The 23,393-nt window shown below is 44.1% G+C and carries 21 protein-coding genes; 11 read left to right on the forward strand and 10 right to left on the reverse strand.

Annotation, left to right across the window (positions count from 1 at the left end):
* Positions 1-182: 182 nt before the first annotated feature.
* Positions 183-410: a hypothetical protein gene (locus ACE04G_RS22130; protein ID WP_017692425.1), complete on the reverse strand. Its 228-nt coding sequence runs from the start codon at positions 408-410 to the stop codon at positions 183-185.
* Between the two features lie 248 nt (positions 411-658).
* Between ACE04G_RS22130 and ppk1 the strand changes: the two genes are divergently transcribed.
* Complete coding sequence (gene ppk1 / locus ACE04G_RS22135) at positions 659-2,740, forward strand: polyphosphate kinase 1 (protein ID WP_221821024.1); 2,082 nt, start codon at positions 659-661, stop codon at positions 2,738-2,740.
* Here ppk1 and ACE04G_RS22140 read toward each other — a convergent pair.
* The gene (locus ACE04G_RS22140) at positions 2,700-4,229 is read right to left on the reverse strand and encodes a Ppx/GppA phosphatase family protein (RefSeq protein ID WP_221821023.1); all 1,530 of its coding nucleotides are present in this window, start codon (positions 4,227-4,229) and stop codon (positions 2,700-2,702) included. The two genes, ppk1 and ACE04G_RS22140, sit on opposite strands and share 41 nt — an antisense overlap.
* Before the next feature lie 25 nt (positions 4,230-4,254).
* Complete coding sequence (locus ACE04G_RS22145) at positions 4,255-4,509, reverse strand: hypothetical protein (protein WP_017692428.1); 255 nt, start codon at positions 4,507-4,509, stop codon at positions 4,255-4,257.
* Between the two features lie 238 nt (positions 4,510-4,747).
* Between ACE04G_RS22145 and ACE04G_RS22150 the strand changes: the two genes are divergently transcribed.
* Positions 4,748-5,407: a YheC/YheD family protein gene (locus ACE04G_RS22150; RefSeq protein ID WP_221821022.1), complete on the forward strand. Its 660-nt coding sequence runs from the start codon at positions 4,748-4,750 to the stop codon at positions 5,405-5,407.
* A gap of 355 nt (positions 5,408-5,762) precedes the next feature.
* The gene (gene sda / locus ACE04G_RS22155) at positions 5,763-5,906 is read left to right on the forward strand and encodes a sporulation histidine kinase inhibitor Sda (RefSeq protein WP_017692430.1); all 144 of its coding nucleotides are present in this window, start codon (positions 5,763-5,765) and stop codon (positions 5,904-5,906) included.
* Between the two features lie 21 nt (positions 5,907-5,927).
* Here the strand turns inward: sda and ACE04G_RS22160 are convergent, their stop codons facing one another.
* Together ACE04G_RS22160 and ACE04G_RS22165 are read right to left on the reverse strand one after the other, a co-directional pair.
* A complete protein-coding gene (locus ACE04G_RS22160) occupies positions 5,928-6,179 on the reverse strand; it encodes a hypothetical protein (RefSeq protein WP_074096361.1) in 252 nt (83 codons plus the stop codon).
* Between the two features lie 76 nt (positions 6,180-6,255).
* Positions 6,256-7,230: an NAD(P)/FAD-dependent oxidoreductase gene (locus ACE04G_RS22165; protein WP_218639193.1), complete on the reverse strand. Its 975-nt coding sequence runs from the start codon at positions 7,228-7,230 to the stop codon at positions 6,256-6,258.
* Between the two features lie 551 nt (positions 7,231-7,781).
* On the opposite strand from ACE04G_RS22165, the gene ACE04G_RS22170 reads away from it, so the two are divergent.
* The gene (locus ACE04G_RS22170; protein WP_221821021.1) at positions 7,782-8,975 is read left to right on the forward strand and encodes an NAD(P)/FAD-dependent oxidoreductase; all 1,194 of its coding nucleotides are present in this window, start codon (positions 7,782-7,784) and stop codon (positions 8,973-8,975) included.
* Positions 8,972-9,226: a hypothetical protein gene (locus ACE04G_RS22175; RefSeq protein ID WP_017692433.1), complete on the forward strand. Its 255-nt coding sequence runs from the start codon at positions 8,972-8,974 to the stop codon at positions 9,224-9,226. The genes ACE04G_RS22170 and ACE04G_RS22175 overlap by 4 nt, the downstream gene beginning before the upstream one ends.
* A gap of 332 nt (positions 9,227-9,558) precedes the next feature.
* Here ACE04G_RS22175 and hemQ read toward each other — a convergent pair whose 3' ends face one another.
* Positions 9,559-10,305, reverse strand: coding sequence for a hydrogen peroxide-dependent heme synthase (gene hemQ, locus ACE04G_RS22180; protein ID WP_036605768.1), 747 nt, complete (start codon positions 10,303-10,305; stop codon positions 9,559-9,561).
* A gap of 274 nt (positions 10,306-10,579) precedes the next feature.
* Between hemQ and ACE04G_RS22185 the strand changes: the two genes are divergently transcribed.
* Together ACE04G_RS22185 and ACE04G_RS22190 are read left to right on the forward strand one after the other, a co-directional pair.
* On the forward strand, positions 10,580-10,873 hold the full coding sequence (locus ACE04G_RS22185) for a YuiB family protein (RefSeq protein WP_221821020.1): 294 nt from the start codon (positions 10,580-10,582) through the stop codon (positions 10,871-10,873).
* A 386-nt stretch (positions 10,874-11,259) separates the two neighbouring features.
* Positions 11,260-12,795 (forward strand): replication initiation and membrane attachment family protein, encoded by a 1,536-nt coding sequence (locus tag ACE04G_RS22190; RefSeq protein ID WP_036605770.1) that lies wholly within the window; start codon positions 11,260-11,262, stop codon positions 12,793-12,795.
* 104 nt (positions 12,796-12,899) lie between these two features.
* Here the strand turns inward: ACE04G_RS22190 and ACE04G_RS22195 are convergent, their stop codons facing one another.
* Positions 12,900-13,718 (reverse strand): hypothetical protein, encoded by an 819-nt coding sequence (locus ACE04G_RS22195; RefSeq protein WP_221821019.1) that lies wholly within the window; start codon positions 13,716-13,718, stop codon positions 12,900-12,902.
* A 255-nt stretch (positions 13,719-13,973) separates the two neighbouring features.
* Between ACE04G_RS22195 and ACE04G_RS22200 the strand changes: the two genes are divergently transcribed.
* Together ACE04G_RS22200 and ACE04G_RS22205 are read left to right on the forward strand one after the other, a co-directional pair.
* Positions 13,974-15,197, forward strand: a complete 1,224-nt coding sequence (locus tag ACE04G_RS22200; protein WP_221821018.1) for an RNA polymerase sigma factor — start codon at positions 13,974-13,976, stop codon at positions 15,195-15,197.
* Between the two features lie 173 nt (positions 15,198-15,370).
* Positions 15,371-16,036, forward strand: a complete 666-nt coding sequence (locus ACE04G_RS22205) for a type 1 glutamine amidotransferase family protein (RefSeq protein WP_221821017.1) — start codon at positions 15,371-15,373, stop codon at positions 16,034-16,036.
* Between the two features lie 335 nt (positions 16,037-16,371).
* On the opposite strand, the gene ACE04G_RS22210 is transcribed toward ACE04G_RS22205, so the two are convergent.
* Together ACE04G_RS22210 and ACE04G_RS22215 are read right to left on the reverse strand one after the other, a co-directional pair.
* Positions 16,372-17,277: an NAD-dependent epimerase/dehydratase family protein gene (locus tag ACE04G_RS22210; protein ID WP_221821016.1), complete on the reverse strand. Its 906-nt coding sequence runs from the start codon at positions 17,275-17,277 to the stop codon at positions 16,372-16,374.
* A gap of 623 nt (positions 17,278-17,900) precedes the next feature.
* Positions 17,901-18,461 carry a TetR/AcrR family transcriptional regulator gene (locus tag ACE04G_RS22215; protein WP_221821015.1) on the reverse strand — a complete coding sequence of 187 codons (561 nt, stop codon included), beginning with the start codon at positions 18,459-18,461 and terminating at the stop codon, positions 17,901-17,903.
* Between the two features lie 292 nt (positions 18,462-18,753).
* Here ACE04G_RS22215 and ACE04G_RS22220 point away from each other — a divergent pair, with 292 nt between their 5' ends.
* Complete coding sequence (locus ACE04G_RS22220) at positions 18,754-19,437, forward strand: NAD(P)-dependent oxidoreductase (protein WP_221821014.1); 684 nt, start codon at positions 18,754-18,756, stop codon at positions 19,435-19,437.
* On the forward strand, positions 19,427-20,077 hold the full coding sequence (locus ACE04G_RS22225) for an MBL fold metallo-hydrolase (protein ID WP_221821013.1): 651 nt from the start codon (positions 19,427-19,429) through the stop codon (positions 20,075-20,077). The genes ACE04G_RS22220 and ACE04G_RS22225 overlap by 11 nt, the downstream gene beginning before the upstream one ends.
* Before the next feature lie 321 nt (positions 20,078-20,398).
* On the opposite strand, the gene ACE04G_RS22230 is transcribed toward ACE04G_RS22225, so the two are convergent.
* Positions 20,399-23,221, reverse strand: a complete 2,823-nt coding sequence (locus tag ACE04G_RS22230) for an endo-beta-N-acetylglucosaminidase (RefSeq protein ID WP_221821012.1) — start codon at positions 23,219-23,221, stop codon at positions 20,399-20,401.
* Between the last annotated feature and the right edge of the window lie 172 nt (positions 23,222-23,393).

The following is a 23,393-nucleotide window of genomic DNA, read 5'->3' on the forward strand; positions in this document are numbered from 1 at the left end:
CTTTTTGAAACATTGATCCGTATCCCGCGCCTCCACCAGACTCTTTTAATTTGAGCTAGTGGATCGGGTAAGGGACACGTTCAACATGACATTAGAAATGTTGACGCACCTCCTTTCCTTGTGGCAAGAGTATACAACACCTTGTTTCGGAAAGCTAGTCTTTTTTACGTATTTAAGCAAAATTATTTTTCAGTCTGGAACATCGTGATATCTCGTGCATAATGACTCTTTGTTCCGTCATTGTTTCGGATGCGCACACTGTCTTCACTGATTCGCTCCACAATGCCACAGCCGACCTCACAATAGACACCAGCCGGGTCTTCCTGCCACGCGCTTACCATACATTGGGATAGTGCAGCCGTGAAAAACTCTATATTTTTTTGTAACGTTCTAGGTTTGTTGGATTTCATTATATACTCCTTTAATCAACTATATTTGGAATGAGAACAAGCAACCGGACCAAATCACACTGTACTTCACTTTACTCTGTCTATTGACCTTTGTAAAGGGATGGAAAAAGTTGCGGCCATGAGGTATCATTTACATAAATTTTACGTAGCGTTTACACTGCGCTGACGCTTGATGTTGATTACGAATAGTACAATTATATGAGAACTTCTAACCAAGAATAGATATGCAACACATTCGGAGGCCATACATGCATAGAGACGTCAAAACAGGTAACTACGTTAATCGTGATTTGAGTTGGGTTGAATTTAATCGGCGCGTACTTCAGGAGGCCCAGGATCCAACAACGCCTCTGCTGGAACGCATGAGATTTCTCGGCATTGTCGCTAGTAATCTGGACGAGTTCGTCAGTGTAAGGGTGGCGGAGACAAAAGAGAAGATCAAGGCCGGATTCACGCAAAAAGATTTTACAGGATACACGCCTTCGGGATTGTACCGCAGATTGATCAAACGAACCGGGACCATGGTCGCCGAACAGTATAAAACGTATCGTGAACTCATTCGTATACTCGCCAAGAAAGGCGTGAACATTCAGGAATATACAGATCTTAATGTGACACAGCAGCGCGCAATGGACCAGTACTTTCATGAAATTATTTTTCCGGTACTCACACCGATGGCGATTGACCAGAGTCGTCCGTTCCCGCTGGTACACAACAAGTCTGTCTATCTGTCCGTGATGTTACAGAAGGAAGGGGAGCAAGAGGGCGAGCCGTTTATGGCTATTGTTCAGGTACCTTCCAATCTGCCGCGGGTAGTTCAGGCTCCCATTCGGGCGAATAGCAAAAAGAAGACATTCATACTGATTGAAGATCTTATCAAACATCATATCCATACGCTCTTTAGCGGATATATCTCGCTTGCTGCACAGGAATTCCGAGTGACCCGGAATGCGGATCTGTTCATTAATGAAGAAGAAGCGGAAGATCTGCTTGAGGCTATTGAGAAAGAATTGCGCCGCAGACGCCGCGGGGCTCCTGTACGACTGGAAGTCTGCAAGGATTTTCGTCCGGATGCTTTATTAGAATTGCAGGATGAATTTGATATTCAGGACCCGGTATATGAAATTGATGGACCACTTGATCTGAGTTTTCTGGCGGGATTCGTGGATAGTCTGGAAAGTTTCTCACATCTGAAATACAGTCCGGTGAAGCCAGTCTACCCCCTTGAGTTTCTGCCAAGAGAAAGTCATTTTGAGCTGCTGCGCAAACGCGATGTACTGGTGCATCATCCATATGAATCGTTTGAACCGGTCACTGATTTTATACTGGAGGCTTCGGAAGATCCAAGAGTACTGGCCATCAAGATGACATTATATCGGGTCAATGGCGATTCACGCCTTATTCCGGCACTTGCACTTGCCGCTGAGAGTGGTAAGCAGGTCACGGTGGTGGTGGAACTGAAAGCCCGGTTTGATGAAGAGCGCAACATTGCTTGGGCCCGTAAGCTGGAGAAGGCCGGATGTCACGTGGTATATGGACTGGTTGGACTGAAGACCCATGCCAAAATCATTCTCGTCGTACGCAGGGAACAGCAGGGGCTGAGACGTTATGTTCATGTAGGAACCGGTAACTATAATGAGAGTACAGCCAAAGTGTATACGGACGTGGGACTATTCACCTCTAATCCAATTATTGGGGAAGATGCATCCGAATTGTTCAATGAGATTACCGGATACTCCGGTCCGAAGGCATTGCAGGCGTTCCGCGTAGCTCCAGATGGTATGAAGGATGAGCTGTTTGCACTGATTCGAAGAGAAACAGAGCATGCGCTGAAAGGCAAACCTTCCAGAATCATTGCCAAGATCAACTCCTTATCCCATCAGGAAATGATTGATGAATTGTACGAGGCTTCTCAAGCCGGCGTTCAGATCGATCTGATTGTGCGTGGTGTATGTTGTCTGCGTCCAGGGGTGGAGGGACTCAGTGAGAACATTCGGGTCATTAGCATTGTGGATCGCTTCCTGGAGCATTCCCGGTTGTTTTATTTTGAAAACAGCGGCAATCCCGATGTATTCATCTCCAGTGCAGACTGGATGACACGTAACCTGAATCGAAGAATTGAACTGATGTGTCCCGTATTCGATCCAGAGTTGAAAAAGATGCTGGTGGATATTCTTAATCTGTCGCTTATGGATAATGTCAAAGCCAGAGAACTTATGCCTGGTGGCAATTATGTATTTGTAAAAAATGAAAAGCCCCCGCTGAGAAGTCAGACGGAGGCCATGGGTATTATCCCTTGGAAGCCTGCTGAATGGAGTGCGTTAACGTAACTCCCCAGGCTTCCTTCAGATCCTTGACGGCCTCTTCCAGGCCATCAAGTTCCAGTAACGGCTCAGCTGTACAGGTGAATTGCACCTGCAGCGAGTCGTTTTCTTTTGTTGCTTTGATCGCAGCGATGCTCTCAGATCGATTAATGGCTTCGACTACGCGCAGCAGAGAGCCAATTCGATGAGCATGCCGCTCATCCGAGTTTTTCAGAATGTCCCGGTGCTTATTCAGCAGCTGGGGCGTTCTTTTTTTGGGATGATAATCAGCTGCACTGGCACTTAGAATGGTCTCCCGATGAGAAAGTCCATAGATGCTTGCATTCATAATCCAATAGGCCGAATGCTGTGTATAACGGAAATAGTTAATTTGCTTACCTGCCATGTGCAGCATGGAGGATGCATACAGGATTCGGGCATCTGCTTGATCAGGAGGGGTACCTTGTAATGCCGTATACAGGGTGACCATATCCTGATGAATCCGTTGCAGACGTTTCTCTGGAATAGGCGGACCAAAATGGATAAAGTTGCGGATACTGTCCTTCAGCGCGTCTGGAACGACCGGCTGACCTCCAGCCATGTAATCTCGCAATAACCCGTCTCGTAGACCCGCGCCACTAACCACATAACGATCTCCCTGTATTAACTGGAAGATTGTTCGCAGGATCAGTACGCCAGGCACAATGATGTCTGCGCGATCTTTGGCGAGCCCAGGTACCTTTTTGCGTTGTGCTGAGGTGAGATGTGGCAAGGAGCGAGCGATGTTCTCCATCGCTTCCTCACTGATCTCATAATGATGGCTGACAGGCAAAGAATACTGGGTACGCTTTTGTTCCACTTTGGCGAGTGTACGCATTGTGCCGCCAAGTCCGATGAGTGGCAGACCAGGATGCTCACGAATCCAATCCTGTCCACGGAGAGCCTCAATGACTTCGTTGCATAATGCATGTGCATTAACCTCGGTCCACTGATCTTCGCCCCCGTAACGGGCATGTGAATTCACTGCACCAATGGGGAGGGAGATGCTATGTAACCTTTTCCGATCCCGAAAGACCGTGATCTCTGTGCTGCCACCTCCAATATCCACGACGTAACCGTCTGCCAGATCAATGGATTGAGTGACACCAAGGAACCCATAATAGGCCTCCCGATCTCCCGATACACATTCAATGGTAAGTCCCGTCTCTGTCTCCAGCCATTCAATAATCTCCAGAACATTGCTTGCATTACGAATGGCAGCGGTAGCTGCTGCGCGAATCAGTTTGGTCTGATACGCTTCACAGGTCGCTTTGAATTGACGCAAGATGGTAATGGCTTTATCCAGAGAATGGCGCAGAATGGTTCCATCGGACTCAACAACGCTGCTCAGACGAGCGGCATATTTGTCTTCATGAATGATGCGATAGGCTGCGTCCTGATCCAGTTCATATATAACTAGACGAATGGAGTTCGAGCCGATATCAATAATTCCTAAGGTTTCATTAGTACGTGTCATAAGCATCTCCTTCTACAGAGTTCAACTACCCAAAGTGAAGAAGGGCAGCCATGGCTTCCGGTGAACCCGGCGGTGTGGCAGAGAAGGGCGTAGTTAACATAACAACAATGATAAAGACGATGAAACAGGCAAATATAAGACAACTCACGGCAAAGCCGCGATTACGCTTTTGCATAAACAGTCGAATACCTGTGACAAAGAGAAGTACCGTAACAGCTACCAGAACGATCGACATTGCAAAATAGGCTACGCCATAAAGTGATTTGAAAAATGCTTCCATTTGTTCTTAACGCTCCTTAGATCCTCATATTTAAGCCCTTCCAAGCCATTCCTTAGTAGCATACGACAGATTGACTTGTTTGAAAAGCAAACCGGGCGCTTGTTCCCGTTTCCGCCATCACCCCTGGGACAGGTTACATGGAAAAGGGGCCTTTGCCGTGGACAGACATCCAAGAAAGCAAGGCTTCTGTTGAGTATGTATAAGGAAGGACTATGGTTTCAAGGAAGGAGATCAACCCATGTCGAGACAACTTGCAAGCAAATGGCGGAAGACAGCGGCTCTGATGAAATACCCGATAGCTGCTGTCCATATCCCACAGACCAAGGCATTCAACCCGGGTAATCTGCTGCAAATGCTCAGTCGTTATGGAATGGTGTATGTCAAACCTATTGTCGGTGGTGGAGGTTACGGTGTCATCCGGGTATCGGCGAGCGGTGGGGCTTATCGATACACCCATATGAAAACGACCCGTTCTTTCGCCAGTTTCAGTCAGATGTATCGCTCTCTGGTGCGTGTAAAGGCTAGACGCAGGTACTTGATCCAGCAAGGCATTCATCTGGCAACGATTCAAGGGAGACCTGTTGATTACAGAGTCAAAGTAGTCAAAACCGAACGAGGCTGGGTATTCCGTTCTTTAGTAGGACGACTCGCTCGTCCCGGGCTCTGTGTGACGAATCTGAGCAAGGGTGGCACCATGTTATCAGGAAGGCGAGCTCTTGGTTTATCCCTGCCACATATATCCGGTCGGCACAAACGCCGGGAGATGCGTTCACTTACACTGACATGTACGTACATTATGGAAAGTCAGTTCCCTGGTGTAGGTCAGCTTGGATTTGATTATGGACTGGATTATTCAGGCAAGATCTGGATTTTGGAAGTAAATACCAGACCCCAATAGAAAATGAATGGGAAAGCTCAAGAAAATCCAAGAAAAACCGATAATATATAGAAGAAAACGTTATGAAAACCGTTTGAAATTTTACATTACCGGGTAATTTACTCGCAACAAGTCTTGAAACTATGAATTTATTCCAAAAAAAATACGCTGATAAACGTTCTGACAGTAGTACAAACTTCCTGTGCATAAATATTGTCCACACTATACACGTTGATTACTCTATATATTTTCCATTTATCAACAAACTATGCACAGGATTTCCACATATCGTTGTGGATAACAAGAACGCTTGTTCTCTATATGAATCTCTGATATGATAGTTTTGAGGAAAAAAAAGGAAAGGTTGTGGCGGGAAATGGCTATGTTATCCGATGAGATGTTGTTGGATTCCTACCATAAAGCGATTGAGTTGAATCTCGAACGAGATTTCATCGCACTGCTGTTGGCAGAAATCCATAAGCGCAAACTGGGTACCGACGTATCTGCCATTCTTCACTAGAGATCCTCATTGCAGGCAATGTTACAGGTTTCCGGACAAGTCCCATAGTGAGACAGGCCATGGCGTGCTCGTCTGACAATGGTGACAGTACATCACATGATTGCAAACGTTTTCGACTTCGTCTGCCGTGTCAGAGGAAGGTTGGAATACGTAGGGGCTGTATGGTCCGGTGTAATCATCCAATTTGCCGCATTCTAACAGTCCCTGAAGGCAGTGGGGGCAAGCCTGCTCCGGTACAACCAGACCGTTACACAGCGGGCATATATAAGACAAGGGTATCCCTCCTGATATGGATTCACTCAGGAGTAAGATACCCTTTTTTGTATCAATATATGTTATTTCAGCAAAACTAGCGTTTCATGTTACTGCTGTGTCCTGGGGACAACTTGGCATCCGGATCGAAGTATACCTTCGCATTGTTGACAGCTGTTGGAGCTTCGCCGAATCCGACAGCGATCAGTTTCAGTTTACCCGGGTATGTTGTGATATCACCGGCAGCGAAGATTCCTGGAATGGATGTTTCCATGCGGGAATCAACAACGATGGAGTTACTATCAATTTCGATTCCCCACTCGGCAATTGGTCCGAGAGAAGAGACAAATCCGAAGTTAACGATCACATCATCTACTTCGATTTCCTGAGTTTCTTTGGTTTTAACATGGGAAAGGGTTACTTTGGTAATCGTGTCATCTCCGTGAAGTTCCGTGATTTCGGTCGGTGTAACGACATTTACCTTGGAATTCATCAGGTTTTCGACACTGTGCTCATGCGCACGGAACTTGTCCCGGCGATGGATCAGCGTCACTTGCTCAGCGATAGGCTCCAGCATGAGTGCCCAGTCTACCGCGGAGTCACCGCCGCCACTGATCAGTACCTTTTTGCCAGCGAAGGCATTCAGATCACTGATGAAGTAGTGCAGGTTGCTCTTCTCGAACTTGGCAGCACCTTCAAGCTCCAGGCGACGTGGTTCGAATGCACCTACACCAGCTGTAATAATGACGGCTTTGGCATGATATTCATTCTCATCCGTCTTCACGATGAAATGTTGTTCATCCTTTTTCTCCACCGATACAACCTTTTCTTCAAGGCGGATGTTCGGGTTAAAATGATTCATTTGCTCAACGAGGTTATTCACCAGTTCCTGAGCTGTTACTTTCGGGAATCCGGCTACATCATAGATGTATTTCTCCGGGTAAAGAGCGGCAAGTTGTCCGCCAAGCTGTGGCATGCTTTCAACCAGTGTAACGGATGCCTGACGCATCCCACCATAAAACGCGGCGAACAGACCCGCAGGGCCTCCACCGATAATAAGTAAATCAGTCATATCATGACTGGAATTTTGTGCAGTCAAGAATCAACAACACCTTTCATATTTTAATAGGTAGTTAACAGAAAGAATGTGCAGGCTACGGATCGTAACCGGCATGGGTGCTGAACTGTCTTTCCTATTATAAACGGTGTACTCAGGGTTGCAAAGTTAGCTACATCACGAATCAGAGAATAATTGATGAAGATCAGATGAGAATAGGATGAAATTGGAAATGAAAGGTTATGAAAAATAACAAAAAAAACCTTGATCTTTACTTGAAATACAGATATCCTTGACCTGTACTATGTGTTTTTTTGTCTAATTTAGAGTCAATATGTAATAAGAAGAGAGATCCCGTGTTTTGTAGAATCTTGTGGTTAATTTCACAACTTAAAACGATAACTTGCATACAAACGGATCAATTTTGATGCAAACGTTTAAATAAATTCGCGAAGTTAACATTTGTCGTCATAATGGGCAAGACCTCATCAATATTTGTAAGTATGTGCATTTTGCATCTCACCCAAGATCGGGCTGATGCAAGTGAAACCGGAAGGGGTATAGACATGAGCAGTATTCCCAAAATCGTCATCCTCGGCGCGGGCTATGGCGGGATTCTGACAGCCCAGCGGCTGCAGAAGGAATTGAACTATAACGAGGCCGATGTCACATTGGTGAACCGGCATGATTATCATTATATTACTACACATCTACATATGCCGGCAGCCGGCACGGATACCATTGAGCATGCAAGAGTGCCCATTTCCAAGCTGATTGATGAGTTCAAGATTGATCTGGTCAAGTCTTCCGTGAAGGAGATTCGTCTGCAGGATCGGAAGATTATTCTGGAGGATGGTACGTTATCCTATGATTATCTGATTATTGGACTAGGCGGTGAGCCTGAGACCTTCGGTATTCCGGGGATGCTCGATCACGCCATGACAATCCGCAGCATTAACTCGGTCAGACTGATTCGAGAACACATCGAATATCAATTTGCGATGTACAAAAACGATAATAAACGAAATCGTATTCGGTTTGTCGTAGGTGGAGCGGGTTTCAGTGGTGTTGAATTCGTAGCTGAACTTGCAGATCGTATTCCACAGCTGTGCAAGGAGTTCGACGTGAATCCAAAACATGTGCACATCTATAATGTAGAGGCAGCGCCTTCGGCCTTGCCTGGATTTGATCCGGAACTGGTAGAACATGCGATGAATGTGCTCAAGAAGAAGGGCGTTACTTTCAAAATTGGTGTTCCAATCAAGCAATGTCTCCCGGACGGGGTTATTGTGGGTGAGGGTGAAAAACTCGATGCGGCTACAGTCGTATGGACCGGCGGTATTCGCGGTAACTCACTGCTTGAACAGGCAGGTCTTGAAGTGATGCGAGGACGTGTGAAAGTAGACGACTACTTGCGTGCTCCAGGGCATGAGCATGTCTATGTCATTGGTGATAATTCACTTGTCTTCAACGCTGAAGGACGGCCTTATCCACCAACAGCCCAGATTGCGATGCAGCAGGGTGTGAACTGCGCCAAGAACGTCGTGGCATCCATTCGCAAGAAACAGCAACAACCTTTTGTATTTACGAGCAAAGGCACGGTTGCCTCATTGGGTAAAGGTGAAGCTATTGCCGTTGTAGGCGGCAAGAAATACAAAGGCTGGAAAGCAGCTCAGTTGAAGAAGCTGGTTGATCTGCGTTATCTGTTCATCATTGGTGGTATTCCGTTAGTCCTGAAGAAAGGGCGGTTTTTTGGATGAGACATTGCAGTGTTCAGGTCCGGGGACTATTAACACGTGAAGAGCTGGATCGTTACAACGCCCTGATGCAGGTCGGTGGTTATCTGGAGGAACAGGATCAATATGATCTGGCCTACATTGTGCAGAAAGAAGTGGATATTCTCATTATGCCTGCGATTGAGCGGCTTAAAGAGAAGGGACGTGACCGTGACCGGGCCACAGCCGAGTTCCTCGAGTCGCTGAAAGCGGTAGATGAAGAGGACGAGGATTAGAGACATAACCTTCCAATCGCTGTTATCCCCAGATTTTTTGATTCCCTTTTGTTAAAGGGAAAATCCGGTGATAGCGTATGCTTCCGATGCAGCTTTCTTTCAGAAAGCTTTTAGGCGAAGTGGATGCTTTCGAAGTAGCTTTCTTTCAGAAAGCTTATAGCTTCACTTTTTTAGGTTTTTTCTGTCCTTTCCGTTTTTATGTAAATAAATAGTTCAAACAATATAGATCTAAATCAAGCTTGAGGTAGTAGAATATTGATAGATAATAAAGCACCGCAGACAATATCCTTAATAGGAGATGTCGCGGTGCTTTATTGTGCTTTGTGCTATTTTTACAGCTTAAGCATGTCTTCCAGTGTTCCTTCGTTCAACAGACTTCCCACATAGAACGAACCGAATTCGCCATAACGGGCGCTAACTTCATCGAAACGCATCTCATAGACGAGTTTCTTGAACTGAAGTGCATCATCCGCAAATAACGTAACGCCCCATTCCCAGTCGTCGAAACCGACAGAGCCGGTAATGATCTGTTTCACTTTACCCGCATAGCTGCGGCCAATCATGCCGTGACTGCGCATCATGGTGCGACGCTCGTCCATGGAAAGCATGTACCAGTTGTCATTCAGCTCACGTTTTTTGTTCATCGGATAGAAGCAGATGTATTGTCGTTGTGGCAGAACAGGTTTCAGACGGGCGATAATATCCGGATTTTGCATCGGGTCTTCGCCTTCTTTGCCAAGATAGTTGCTCAGCTCCACTACACTGACGTAGGAATACGATTTGGTTGTGTATTGGGCAAACATCGTTTTGTTAAACGCGTTCTCAACAGCCTTCAGATCTTCCAGCGTTTCACGCAGGTGCATCATGACGAGGTCTGCTTTTTGACCTACAACCGTATATACAACGGTACTTCCTTTGGATGAATCCTCGACTTCTTTCCATTCTTTCCAGAATTCCTGAAGCTCGTCCAGTGCTACAGCGCGTTCTTCATCATCTGCTGCTTTCCAGGCGGCCCAGTTAATCGAGCGAAAATCATGCAGGGCATACCAGCCCTCCAGTGTTGATGCGGCTTCGTTCATTGGTTGTGTTCCTCCTGCAAGGTATATTTCCAAATCCCTATAAGAGGTTGTTCAAAAAGTCCGCTTTTGATTTTGAACACGCACTATAAGGGACGGGTGATTGCTTTATCGTTTACATTGTATCCCAACATGAAGCAGAAGGGCAAATGAACAGAGTATAAATATAGGGAAATTTGTCCAGAAAGTTCGTTGCTTCGCCACATTTTTTGCGGTACACTAACTACTATCCAGAAGTGAAACCTGAATGTGTGAAAGAAGAGGTGAATGTCGTCCGATGCAATTTATACCTGTGTTGGTATTGATGGTATTATTTTTCGTTATGATGTTTGGTATCGGTTTCATTCTGAACATGCTGATGAAGACAACCTGGTTTCCTTCCTATCTGTTCATTATTGTAATTCTACCTATTGTTGTGTACTCTCTATGGGATCAGTCGTCATCTCTGATGTCACATCTGGGTTCTTTCCAGATTGTAGACTATATGACGGGCATCGCTGGACTGGCTGGTGCGGTAATCAGTGGCTGGACGATTCAGAAGTTACGTTTGGGTGGGTACAGAATGTTTTAGATTGATGGAAAGAGGTAACACATGCCACTGTAATCGCGTGAAAAGTCTTGTCTTTGTCGTAAACGCTTACGAGTACAAAGGGAAGGCTTTTTTGCTGTTCATTTTTATTAGAAGGATTATTGTAGACTTGTACTTCATATACATCTGGAGAACATTCTCTTTAGATATTCCCTTGTATTCTGCGGCTACAGCTTTTATAGTATTCTAGCGGCTCTCGACATTTTTATTTTAGAAATTTGCTAAATTCGGCGAAAACGTGAATGATGTCGACCTAGGACGAAACGGAGCGAGAACAGGCCATCTTTTTACCTGTTTTTGAGCATTTGATGATCAGACATTTATGATAGAATAGATAAACATACTTTTGGGGAGAAGGAGATCAGGCTATGCGCATGAAGAATCTGCACCATTATACTGAACATCATCGCTACTGCGTATACAGGGAGTTTGGACTTAGCGCCCTGGATGACCGTATGCTTACAGGAGCATATCAGCCCATGGTAGGTGCTTTTGCGGTTGGCTTGTATCGGCTGTTGTTTCAGCATCTTCCCGGTGAACAGGTCGGTTATTCGCCGCTTGAACAGCAACGGAGGCTGTTCATGACGCTTGGCTTGGAGCCAAGTGAGAAAGGGCGCAAATATTTGTTAGAGCAGACATCCAAGCTTGAGGCAGTGGGGCTACTTCAGACATCACGCCTATATATACCGGAAAATGATGATTACATCTACGAATATGAGCTGCAACCGCCGCTCTCTCCGGCAGAGTTTTTCCGGACACAGCATTTGACACTGCTGCTTCGTGACAAGATAGGTAAATTCGCCGTCCTTTCCCTGCGTTCGGGTTTCTCGGCAGTGGAAAATGGGGACGCGCCTTATCCGGCAGCCAATAAAGAGAATATTTCCGTTCCCTTTTACGATATATTTGAATTGAATACCCACGTGATTGATTACGAGTTGGAGCAGGCTTTGTCGGAAGTATCAACTACGGCCCAACGGACAGGCACGAATGATGCAGCGGAAGAAAACAGTTTGAACTATGCCGACATTATTTTGCGTTTCCCGCGGGAGTCGGTCAATCGTCGTCATGTAGAACAATTGCGATTTGATCATGAACAACTAGGCATTGTAAATTATGTCGTGAACAAGTTTAATCTCAGTGTGCAGGATGTATGCCGTCTGCTGGATGAAGATGATATTTTCAGTCCACAGGGCCAGCTGATTCTGGATGATCTTCAGCATAAGGCGAGTATGCAGTTCAGACAGACGAAGAAGCGCCATGAGCAACAGACTGTACAGGCAGCCAAGGTCGTGGCACTGAGACAGCATATGGAGGAGCCTGAACGGAAAGAAGACTCCGGTGAACCACCTGTGGAGCATGGAGTGCAGATGGAATATTACGTCGAAGTGCCTCCACAATTTATGACCAAGTGTGATATTCATCAATATAATATGATGCTGCGCAATGAGCCATACACACGTCTGTTGCAGACATTTTTCCCGGGCGCAGTACCGGACAATCTGATCGATATATTTGAGAAAATTGATCTCAGCTACAAGTTACCTGGCGAAGTCATCAATGTACTGATTCATTATTTGATGGCATTACTTGTATCCGGCGGAGAGCAGCGGATTAACCGTAACTTCGTTGAGGCCATAGCCTCCAACATGTTGCTTAAGCAGGTAAACTCATATGAGAAAGCTGTGCAATATATTCGTGATCAGGCCAAGGTCAAAGGCAAACAGGCTGCTGGTGCAGCTGGAACCCGTACCCGTACATACGGCAAAGGAACCAAAGCCAAACCCGAAATTCCAATTGTACAAGACATAAGCACCGATGGGGATGCCGTATCCGAGGAAGAGTTCGAAGAGATGATGCGATTTGCCCAGCAGATGCAGGCGAGTAAGCAAAAAGGCACTTCTTAAATTTAATAATAAAGACAAAAAAGCGAGTCCCCGATTAATGGAGACTCGCCTTTTTGTTATATAAGTTGAACGAAAGAAATGTATTTTCCGTCCAATCATTTTTTTTAGCTCGTAGGATATTTATCTAATTTAAACCACTGCTGAAATTCCTTTTTTGTGATTCTTTTTACAGGCTTAACTTTTTTGCTTCCTGTATCGTATCTGCAAAGAATCCATTGATCTGAAGGATACTCACTAATGTAATCCATAATTTTTCCGTTCTTATGCCATAAAACTAAACCGGTGCTAATATAGTTGGTTGCCCGAGGGAGATAAACAACACTGTCTTTCTTAGTGTCGTATATTGCTAACGTGCTTTTCTCCGTATTTCCATAAGAAAATGCAATGATGTCTTCTTTTGGTGACCAATTATATGATGAAATGGTTTCTACATTTTGTTTACCTGCTTTTTCAAGACGTTCGTTAATAATCGTGTACTTTCCTGTTTTAAGGTTCATGAGAATGAGGTTGCTACCAGCACTTTTTTCTACTTGGATAGCAATCCATTGATTAGATGGAGATTTAACAACACTAGTGATATCCAATAATTTAACCTCAAAATCTCCTGTTTGTAGGGTGTACTTTTCTTTATCATGAGTAACTACAATGGTGTCAATGATGTTCTGCTCAAAATCGGCAGCAGCATCTAGCTTTAAGATGTTCGCGGTTATCGTGATGTTGTCACCTTTCCAGACAATTTTATTTGAGCCGGTCGTTTTTTTTAACTTAGGTATACTCTGGTATGTCGAAGAGTTCACAGATGTTGAGTCAACAGCAATGTGTGCTACTTTATCAGAAGTATGAAACGAAGATGATGCTGTTGATAACGTGCCTAAGCTACCTAAAACAATGACGCTTGATAATAAAACATTGGTGTATTTCATTACTATCTCTCCTTCATTTTGGGAAGTCGTTACATGATGTGATTCCCTCCAGAACTACTCCAATCTTTGCTTATCATTATAAATTTGTAAAGATATGAAATCATAGAGATGATATGAAGTGAGATTTCAAAAAAGGGTGATTAGTCCTGTAAGTAACAAACCTGAAAGATTGAATACATATTTATTTTATATTTATGTGGCCTTCTGACTCTCTCTGGTGTCTAATTCATTGTAAATCAAGAGGAGGTTCTTACCATGTCAGGAGCTCATGACACAAAACCTGTTTATCCGGATAAACAGGAAAGTATCACTAACTTTGAAAACACTTATGAGCTGTATCGTCAAAGAATTTGCAACTACTTTTCCCTGAAATTGAACCCGATGGTTGCAGATGATTTGACTCAACAGGTGTTTTTAAAAGCAGTCGAGAATCTTCACCGATTCCAAGGGAAATCAAATTTATTTACATGGATATTCAAGATTGCTCAGAATACAGTGAAAAACGAATATAGAAGATTATCGCGAAAAAAAGAAACGCCGTTTGATTTTACGGGATATGAATCACAGTCGATCTCCCTAGAATTTACGAAGTATGTTGATTTTCGAATTGATATCGGAGTTGCGCTGAAAAAGTTAAATGAAACCGACCAGGAAATCATTGCATTACGCTTTTTTGTGGACTGCACATTGCTTGAAATTTCTAAGATTGTAGGGATGCGTGAGAGTGCAGTAAAGAACAGACTCTATAGAGCTTTGGAAAAACTTAAAAAGGAACTGAAAGAATGGGGAGGCGTTACGATCATGTCTATTCAAGATTTGATTTCAATTGTTAATAAGGGTAAAAACGAGGGATTGAACAATACGCCTAATAAAGTACACCATGATTTGTTCAATGAACTAAGTGATCATATTGAACGAATCTCGTTAAAGTACAATTATCATCCATCGCGAAAAGTAACGATTGAAGTATATCCTGATATGCCATCGTTTCACCAAGCGGTCGGAGAAGCAGATGCTCCGAATTGGTTCATGGGTACCTATGAAGGGAGTATTCTTAAAATTGTATCTCCATTAAATCCAGGACCGGAGCATACCTATCAATCGATTCTTAAAGGTACGGTTCACTTGTTCACCATGTGGCTAATAAGTGAAATCAATCCGAAGGCTCCGAAATGGATAAGGCAAGGAATTGGTGGATATGAAGCCAAGCTGATGACTCAGGACTATATTGAAGGTACAACAGAAGAGGCTATTCACAATTTAGAGATCCCAACGTTCGAACAATTAGATAATGATACCTGGGATTTCGAAACGATGAAAGGTTTTCAGTTTTCGTTCCTATTTGTGGAGTTTGTTGTTCAACAATATGGAATAGACCAGTTAAACACATTGATCCGTAACCCTGAGGATTTTAATGGTATCTTTCAATGTTCCGAGAAGGAATTGCATCAGAAGATGGTAGAGTTTATAAGTAAGTAACCCATACAAAAATGTATGTTGCCCGGGGGAAGAACCGGGCTTTTTTTAACGGGGTTATAGTTATGTTAAATGTACTATCAATTAATTGGATTATTTTGTATAATGCATATAAAAAGAGGTTGTTTATGAATCCTATGGATGAATGTAAATAATACATATGGAGGTAATTAAGTTTGAAAACTCACTACTATTTCAGTTGGTTTAATCATTTTTTTCCTGAGAAGCTGGTCCATTGTTTGCAGGAGGATATACAAGACAGAAAATCGCTTGTTATGATTAGTGCTGATCCGTCTGGTTATACAGATGAGCAAGTTAACTTTGATGATATTTCTGAATGGACATGGTTGAATCAGGCTAACATTATTTTTGATGAATATCATTTCATCGATTACCGTATGCAGAAAGAAGATGCTCAGCGATTCATTCAGAACGCTTCTGTCATTTTTTTATGTGGTGGATATCCTGTTTTGCAGAACGATTTTTTGGTGGAATATGAATTATCGGATGTTATTAAGAATAGCAATGCCATTATAATGGGTGCCAGCGCCGGTGCGTTAAACATGGCTGCAAAATGGTTAAGCTTGAATAACACGGATGAAGTTGAAACAAGTACTATTTATGATGGTATTGGCTTTGATCATTTTGCCTACGAATCTCATTCTCAACGCGATTACGCAACGTTTGTTCAAGGCTACCTGTTCCCCTTGTCTGAAGAAATTGATATTTATGCGGCAGAACAGGAGAGCGCTATACGTGTCGAGGACGGCAAAATAGAAATAATGGGACCAGTATATTTAATTTCCCACTCAAAGATTCAGAAGTTGGTTGAGACGTTCTAATTAGGGTGAGTGGCTGGGGACCTTACATAAGTAATTCCTTTTGATGTATAAAATCATGACTTACAGCAACCTCTCTATGAGTGGAATACTGTTTGTAAACAGATGCAATCTTAACATTCCTAGGACCTATAGTCGGCAGGGTATCAAAGTGATCATCTGCTGTTTTCAACTAGCGGACGGACAATAGGAGCGTTGCAGAAATGGTGACGCTCCTTTTTTGTATACCTTTATAGAAAGTAGAGAACAGGAACAATATGATATTAGGATGATGAGCTCCTCATTAAGCTAACGGGCAGGTTAACTCAATGCCATCTTGCGAATAAGAGGTGTAATTTTTATTGACTGAAAGCGTTGTTAATACCCATGGCAAGCCAAGTTTGCACGGATTCGGCTTCAGGCTTCCAGCCAAGCAAGTTTCGAGCATGCACAGAGCGAATTCGGCAATTCGTCGCAAGTGTATATTGAGCCAGAAGGCCAAATTCAGCAACCGCTTCTTCCAGAGACCAGCTCACCGTGCGTCCCTCATATCCAAGCGCCTCACTCACGTAACGGCTTAGATCACGGAACGATTCCTCGCCATTTTCTGCGAAAAAGTAAGAGGAGGAGGGCGCTTTGTCTAGCGCAAGAAGATACAATTGGGCCAAGTCACGAATATGGACATTCGACCATCTGTTCAGACCTTTGCCAATATATACTCCGGCCTTCATTTCTTTCGATTTCTGTACAATCATTGGAAGCTGAATGCTGTCTCTTGGAAGTCCGAGAGACGTTCCATATACCATCGAAGGTACGATGACAATACCTCGCACTCCTTGATCGACCCCTGCTTTACGCACCAGCTCATTGACTCGAATCGATTCCAAGTCCCTTGTTACAGGTGTTTCTTCGTTATAGATTTGCTCGCTCTGGAATTCGCCTTTGGCATCATCCCCAACGTTGCCTGAACCGGATGTGTGAATTAATGGCTTTCCTGTACCGCGCAAAGCGCTAATAAACGTCTCAATAGCCTTGCGGTGAGCAACGTCAGCTGTATGAATCACTCCATCGCTCCGTTTTGCGTAATCAGCCAGTATTTCCGTATCTCCAAGTGTGCCCACGACAGGCTCCACTCCAAGCTCTTTCAACTCGTTTATTTGGCTGGTGTTCCGGGTCAGACCATAGATAGAATGCCCTGCATCGAGCAATACTTTAGCCACAGAACTTCCTATATATCCGGTAACGCCTGTCATAAATATTTTCATCGTTCGTCATCTCCCTAATCTAAGTTCTTAAAAGTAAAGTAATACGATCTGTCACTGCTTCCTATACTTAGATTAATAATAAGATATTATAGATATTTTATATCTATAATAGAAGCAAAAAAAAGGTGCGTGATTCAGCTTGCATTCATACAAAGTCGAGTTAAGAATAATTCATTTGCGCTCCTATTATCGACTCATCGAGTCCATAATCGACTGACTTAGCTCATTTTAGGGCTATGCATTACATATGTCAAGTACCGAGCTCGCCTAAACCGGCATAAAACTTCAAAGCTGTTCGCAATTTCTTTGTTAGCTTTATATCGTTCTCGTGCCAAATGTTTTTAACAACGAGCATCCGGTTTTTCGTTCTGCAATTATCTCAGCTCGGCCGATGAAGCTATCAACAATTAGGAAATCCTCTGCATATTATTTCAATAAATTTCTACTTCGGTTTCCTTTTGAAAAAATGAAGTGATTGCTGACATCCTAGCAGTAAAGGATATTGAACTAACGAAGAAACGATAGCTCAATTTAACTAAGAAAGCAACTGATCCATGTGATCGGCTGCTTTTATTCAACTAACGGGCAGGATAGCGAAATAAAGTGTGTTGATTCAAGATCGATTATAAATTCCTTTCTAACAATGCCCCCACTCGTTGTGCCATATAGTGAGGGGGGGAGGGCTTTCCATTCTTGAACCACCATTCCACTACCCCTACGATAGCAGCTCCAAAAAATTGAATAATCACATCTTCAGCGTCACCGTCACTTAATCCTTGAGAATCTCCTTCGGTTATGTTTTCTACATTCTTTAACTCTTGGAGGACAAACTCAAGGAACCGACTGTGAAAAAAAGGACCTCCTTGATTCGCCAACATCGTTGAAAAGAATAAATAATGACTCTCAAAGTACTCGAACCATAACAATACCGCATCATAAAAAACGGTATTATTAGCTGCTAATTCACAGAGTTTCCGTAGTTCGTTAATATGTTCTTCCATTAGCTTATCTAGAAGATCAAATTTATCTATGTAGTGAAGATAGATGGTTCTTCGGCTAACATTTGCCCTATCGGAAATTTCTTGTATAGTAATTTGGTCGATTTTTTTTTCAATCATCAGTTCAATCAGAGCTTTTTTTATCGCTTCTTGAGATTTGATTATTCTTCTATCCACCTTAGACACTATGAGTCACCATGCTTTCTGAAATAAATTACACAACTTCAAATGATTTGTGAATAAATGCACGAATTACGGTTATTTGGTAATTGCTGACGCATTATTTTTTTGTTTATAATTATACACAGTTGTTACTTAATACTCCAATGTGCATTTTTCTGTGGATATTAACCAGTAGAGAGCCGATTTTCTTCGCGGTTAGCAAGCTGCGTCAAAGCTTTGGCAGCCACTGGTGCTGTCTAGTAAAGCAGCTATGAATAGAAGTAATAATTATCATATTCAAAGGGGGAACTACTTAATGAAGATAACGGTAATAGGAGCGACGGGTGCGACTGGCAGGAAAGTGATAGAGCGAGCACTTGATTTGGGGCACGAGGTTGTAGCCGTGGCTCGCCGGCCGGAAGTCATCGCCCCCACAGCGCGCCTCAGCGTCCGACAGGGAGATGTACTTGATATGCCGAGCATTGCCAAAGCCTTGGCCGATACAGATGTGGTAATTAGTTGCATAGGTCCTACCGGACACTTTTCGCAGGGTACCGTCATATCGGAGGGGATCTCGAACATCCGCAAAAACTTTTCGCCAGGAACCATCATGTCGGTGGGCATTACAAACATCCTGGCAGCCTGTCAGAGCGCCGGAGTTAAGCACTTCGTCATGCAGAGCGGCATTGGTCTGAGCGATGGAAAAGAACTTTCAGCACTAAATCGTTTAGCCATAAATATTTCGGGTCGTATTTTCACGAAGGCGGTTGAGGACAAGGCCATTGCCGAGCGTGCAGTACAACGGAGCGAATTAGATTGGATCATTGTACGACCGCCAGCTCTTAGCGACGTAGCCGCCACTTCGAAATATACGGCAGGCCCCTCGATCCGCATTTCTCCGCTCCGGCCACTTTCCTTCGCTGACTGCGCCGACTGCCTCGTAAGGGCGGCGACGAATGAGCCAACCTGGGTCAGGAAGATCGTTAACGTTGGGCGATAATGGGGTTGTCTTAAACGGAACGTTAGTTTTCGTTATTCTAATTTTGACATTTCTAAGTATTGTTCTTATGAACTCTTTGCCCGTTTTTGGAGCAAGACCGACCAGAAAGAAGAAAAGCCAATTCCAACAATCCAAGAACTTCGTAAAAGGGAAGTTTAAATATCCTATTGAATCGCGTGTCGACTATAGACTGAAGGTGTTACTACCACTACTTTGTGAAATCGCGAAGGGAAATCCTAATGCGCGACCTAAAGAACCGCTTCAAGTTCAAAGGATAACAAAATCTTTTTTCTCAAGAAGCATGGATAATGCATCGTTTACATGGTTCGGACACTCTACCTCATTAATCCAACTGGATGGCAAATTATTATTGTTAGACCCGGTATTTACGGACTATACCTCTCCCTTTAGATTTGGTGGCAGGCGTTATAGTGAACAAATGCCAATCGGAATTGAGGAACTTCCAGAAATTGATGCTGTACTTATATCACACGATCACTATGATCATCTAGATTATCGAGCAATCAAGAAATTAAGAAACAAAGTAAGAAAGTTTCTTGTCCCTCTCGGAGTAGGCAGCCATCTTGAGAGATGGGGGGGATCTAATTGGCTGTCTGTATGTTTTGATCCTTTGCGATAGAGTTTATTGTTACGGGGAACGTTAGTTGAACAAAACTTAAAATGGCATCAAAGTGATTAGCTGCTGATTTCAACTAGCGGACTGACAATACGGATCGTTGCAAAAATCCGAACGATCTTTTTGTATACATTTCGGGACGAGAATGATGATGCCAATTAAGCTAGAATGTAGGTTACGGCAACTTTGGTAAACTCATGCGTTAAATCTCAGTCGCTAACATACTCGAGATCAACCAATACAGCCCTTCAACTTCCTTTGGGAAGTGAAGGGCTGTACGTTTCTTTTTTGTTATGCAGGCGGGCGCGAAAATACCTTGTAGTGTTACCTCAAAATCGTAGCGGCCTGATTGCCCGCATAATCCTCAATAACCAGCTTCAAAGAGCTGTTGCTGGATGATGGCGTGAAGGTCAGTTCACTCAGCTTTGTTCTTCCCCGAATGATATACGGGAATTTTTGCGATACGTAAGTGACTCCGAACTCGCGTGCCACCCCATTTTCATATACATAGATCTTATACCAGTCCTCCAGATCCGGGAGGGCTAATGTGTACTTTCCATCTTTTACCGTGACCTTTTCCTTGGCGTATGGTGTAATCTGAAGATCTGCCAGCTGTCCGGTATGGGTTACCGGGTTCTGCCCGCCAATGGCGATGTTCAGCACGTAATGCTCACCGTTGGTCGGAAGTCCGGTCAAGACGGCAGACTGTTTTCCTTTTTTAACCTGAAGTGACTTGGTGAAAGGTTCTTTTGTGTATTCGGCTTGTAGTGTGAGTTGAATAGACTCATTGCCTTTACCTTTGTCTTTATTTTTATCCTTGTCTTTACCGGTATTCTTATCTTTGTCTTTGCCCGAATCTTTTGCTTTTTTCGGGTTTTTCCAGCTTACGATGGCATCGCCATTCTTTTTGAATTTCACATCCATATTCTGAACGGCTGCATTCAGATCGTAAGGCAGGACGGTTGCTTCACTCTCGGTACCATCTGCACCCACCGCACGTATAGACAGTTCACCAGACGGCTGTTTTAGCGATTTGATATAAAAAGTGGAATCATACACGCCGCCTACATAGGCGCCATTTTCATATAAATTGTATTGCTTGACCTCTGAATAGTCCTTCATGTCCCATGCAACAACCAGTTCGTCGGTGTTGGTCAGTGCTTTGGCAATATGGAATCCGGTCGGTGCATCCGGTACAGCCGCTGAACCGTCGGAAATGCGGATCTCGCCAATGTTCATCTGGTAATTCTCAATTGCTTTGCCATTCGGGTCAAAAGATAATCCCATAGCGGCAATGGTTTTGCCTTGATAGGCACTCAAATCCAGCGAAGTTGTCTTCCAGCCTTCTGTATGCTGGCCTGCATTAGGCACATTTACGTTGACCACGTTGGATGGATCATCTTCGAAGATCAACCCAACATGCAGGGAGGAAGCGTCACTAGTCGACGGTTTGTTATACGTCAGTTCCAGTTTCGATTGTCCGTTGACGGACAGGTCGGTCTTGTACAGGCGCAGGAAGTTCTCCGCGTTCAGTGTGCCGTTCACCACGAGAGAGCTGCCGCCATTAAACGCGCCAATGGAGTCATAGTTGTACCTTGCGCCTTTCTCATAAGAGGGACCATAGTCAAAATCAACACTGAGCTTGTCACCTTTACTATCCATCCACCATTGCCAAGTGACAGGGATATCCTGAATGTTGATGTTCGACCATTCTTTATCGTTCGAGACAGCGCCGTCTTCATAATATTTCAGACCGTGGCCCGTATTGAAGCTGGTCGCAAAATTAGAGCCGTTGATAACGGAGCGTTCGGTCAGATACGCAGCGATTCCATCCCAATTTGCACCGGAAGCATACACATCCGACAGATCGGCAGACGCATTACGACGTGCATCTGTCGGATCTTGATTTGGACCAGACCACCACGCACGATCGCGCACAAAGGTCATCCACTGGTACTCATCCTCAGCTCTGTGATTGGTGCTGCCGTCGCCCATCTCTTCATCCAGGGCGTTGTGGGTGAAGTCGGCACCCAATGTCGCGATGCTGTTCATGGGTTGACCGTTCTCATCCAGGTTATGGCGCAGGTCATAGGATTGCTTCCAGCGGCCGAACTTGTCATGTCCACCTTCGACACCAGCAAATACGGTTTCCAATGGATCCAGTCCCAGACTAAGGGCATGATCACGGGAATCGCGGAGCATCTTGTGGTTCCATACATAATTCAGGAAGATGGAATCCGAGACTCTGCCGAGAACGGAATCTTGTACAAAGGGGCTGTTGAGCCCATTGAATTGGTTCTGGTATTGAATTTTGCCTGTTGTATTGATGGTGGAATCATACCACTGAACGTACAGGCCTTTATTTCTTAGATATTTCATGAATTTCTTGTAGGAAGCGATATCCTCAGGGGCTACACCCCGGGCAACCTCTTCCTGATTGAAGAAATATCCATCGTAGTTGTAGTATTCTGCCATCTCGGCCAGTTTCTCGGCCACAGGGAAGTTACCGTTTTCATCCTGGATCAGCATTTGTTTATAGGTTTGTGGTCCACGGTCATTGTCCGAGAAAAAGATGTTAGCAATGGACTTAACGCCGTTCTTGTGGGCTGCATTGGTGTAGGCCGGATTCGGAATGTTCAAAATGCCAAACTCGAAGTATTTCTCCGTCCACTCTTTACTCGGATCGTACAGCTCCTCAGGTACTCCCGCAGAGGCCATGCCGTGCCAATAGCTGTAGTAATCTGTATATTGCCAATAATTAAATAGATACTGGCTGAATTCATTGGTATAAGGTGTGCTATCGAAAAATGCATTGCCGTAATCACCACTCATTGTGAACAGTTGGGTGTCCGGGCTAAGCTCGGGATAAGCTTGGGTGGCGGCGAAGGCTTCATTACGGGGCTGCAAGGGAACATGGGCACGAAGTAAATCGCCATGGATATCACTTTCGGGTGTCCAGTTCAGAATCTGGGCCGAGGTGTATCCGTGTTGATAGGGCTGATTAACCCCTTTGGCACTTTCACCGGTGTAAGGGAGCGTGTCTCCGGCATAAACGGATGATGCAACAACTTGTCCAAGCAGAGCCGTGGTCAGGACCATGGCAGTGACCTTGGGAATGAGGCCTTTTGGTTTGAGTTTGCGTGTCATGCTGTTCCTCCTTCAAGTGGAATGAATGTAAGGTATTCTTTTACACAAAGCTAAACTTATGGTTAACGATAGTGGATGAAAGCGTTTTTAAATAGGGTGAAATTAAAGAAACACAGATATAAACTAAAGAAAAGTTCCAGGTGACAAGTTAATGTCAGAAGCCTGGTGATAT

The sequence above is a fragment of the Paenibacillus sp. AGC31 genome, from assembly GCF_057334655.1.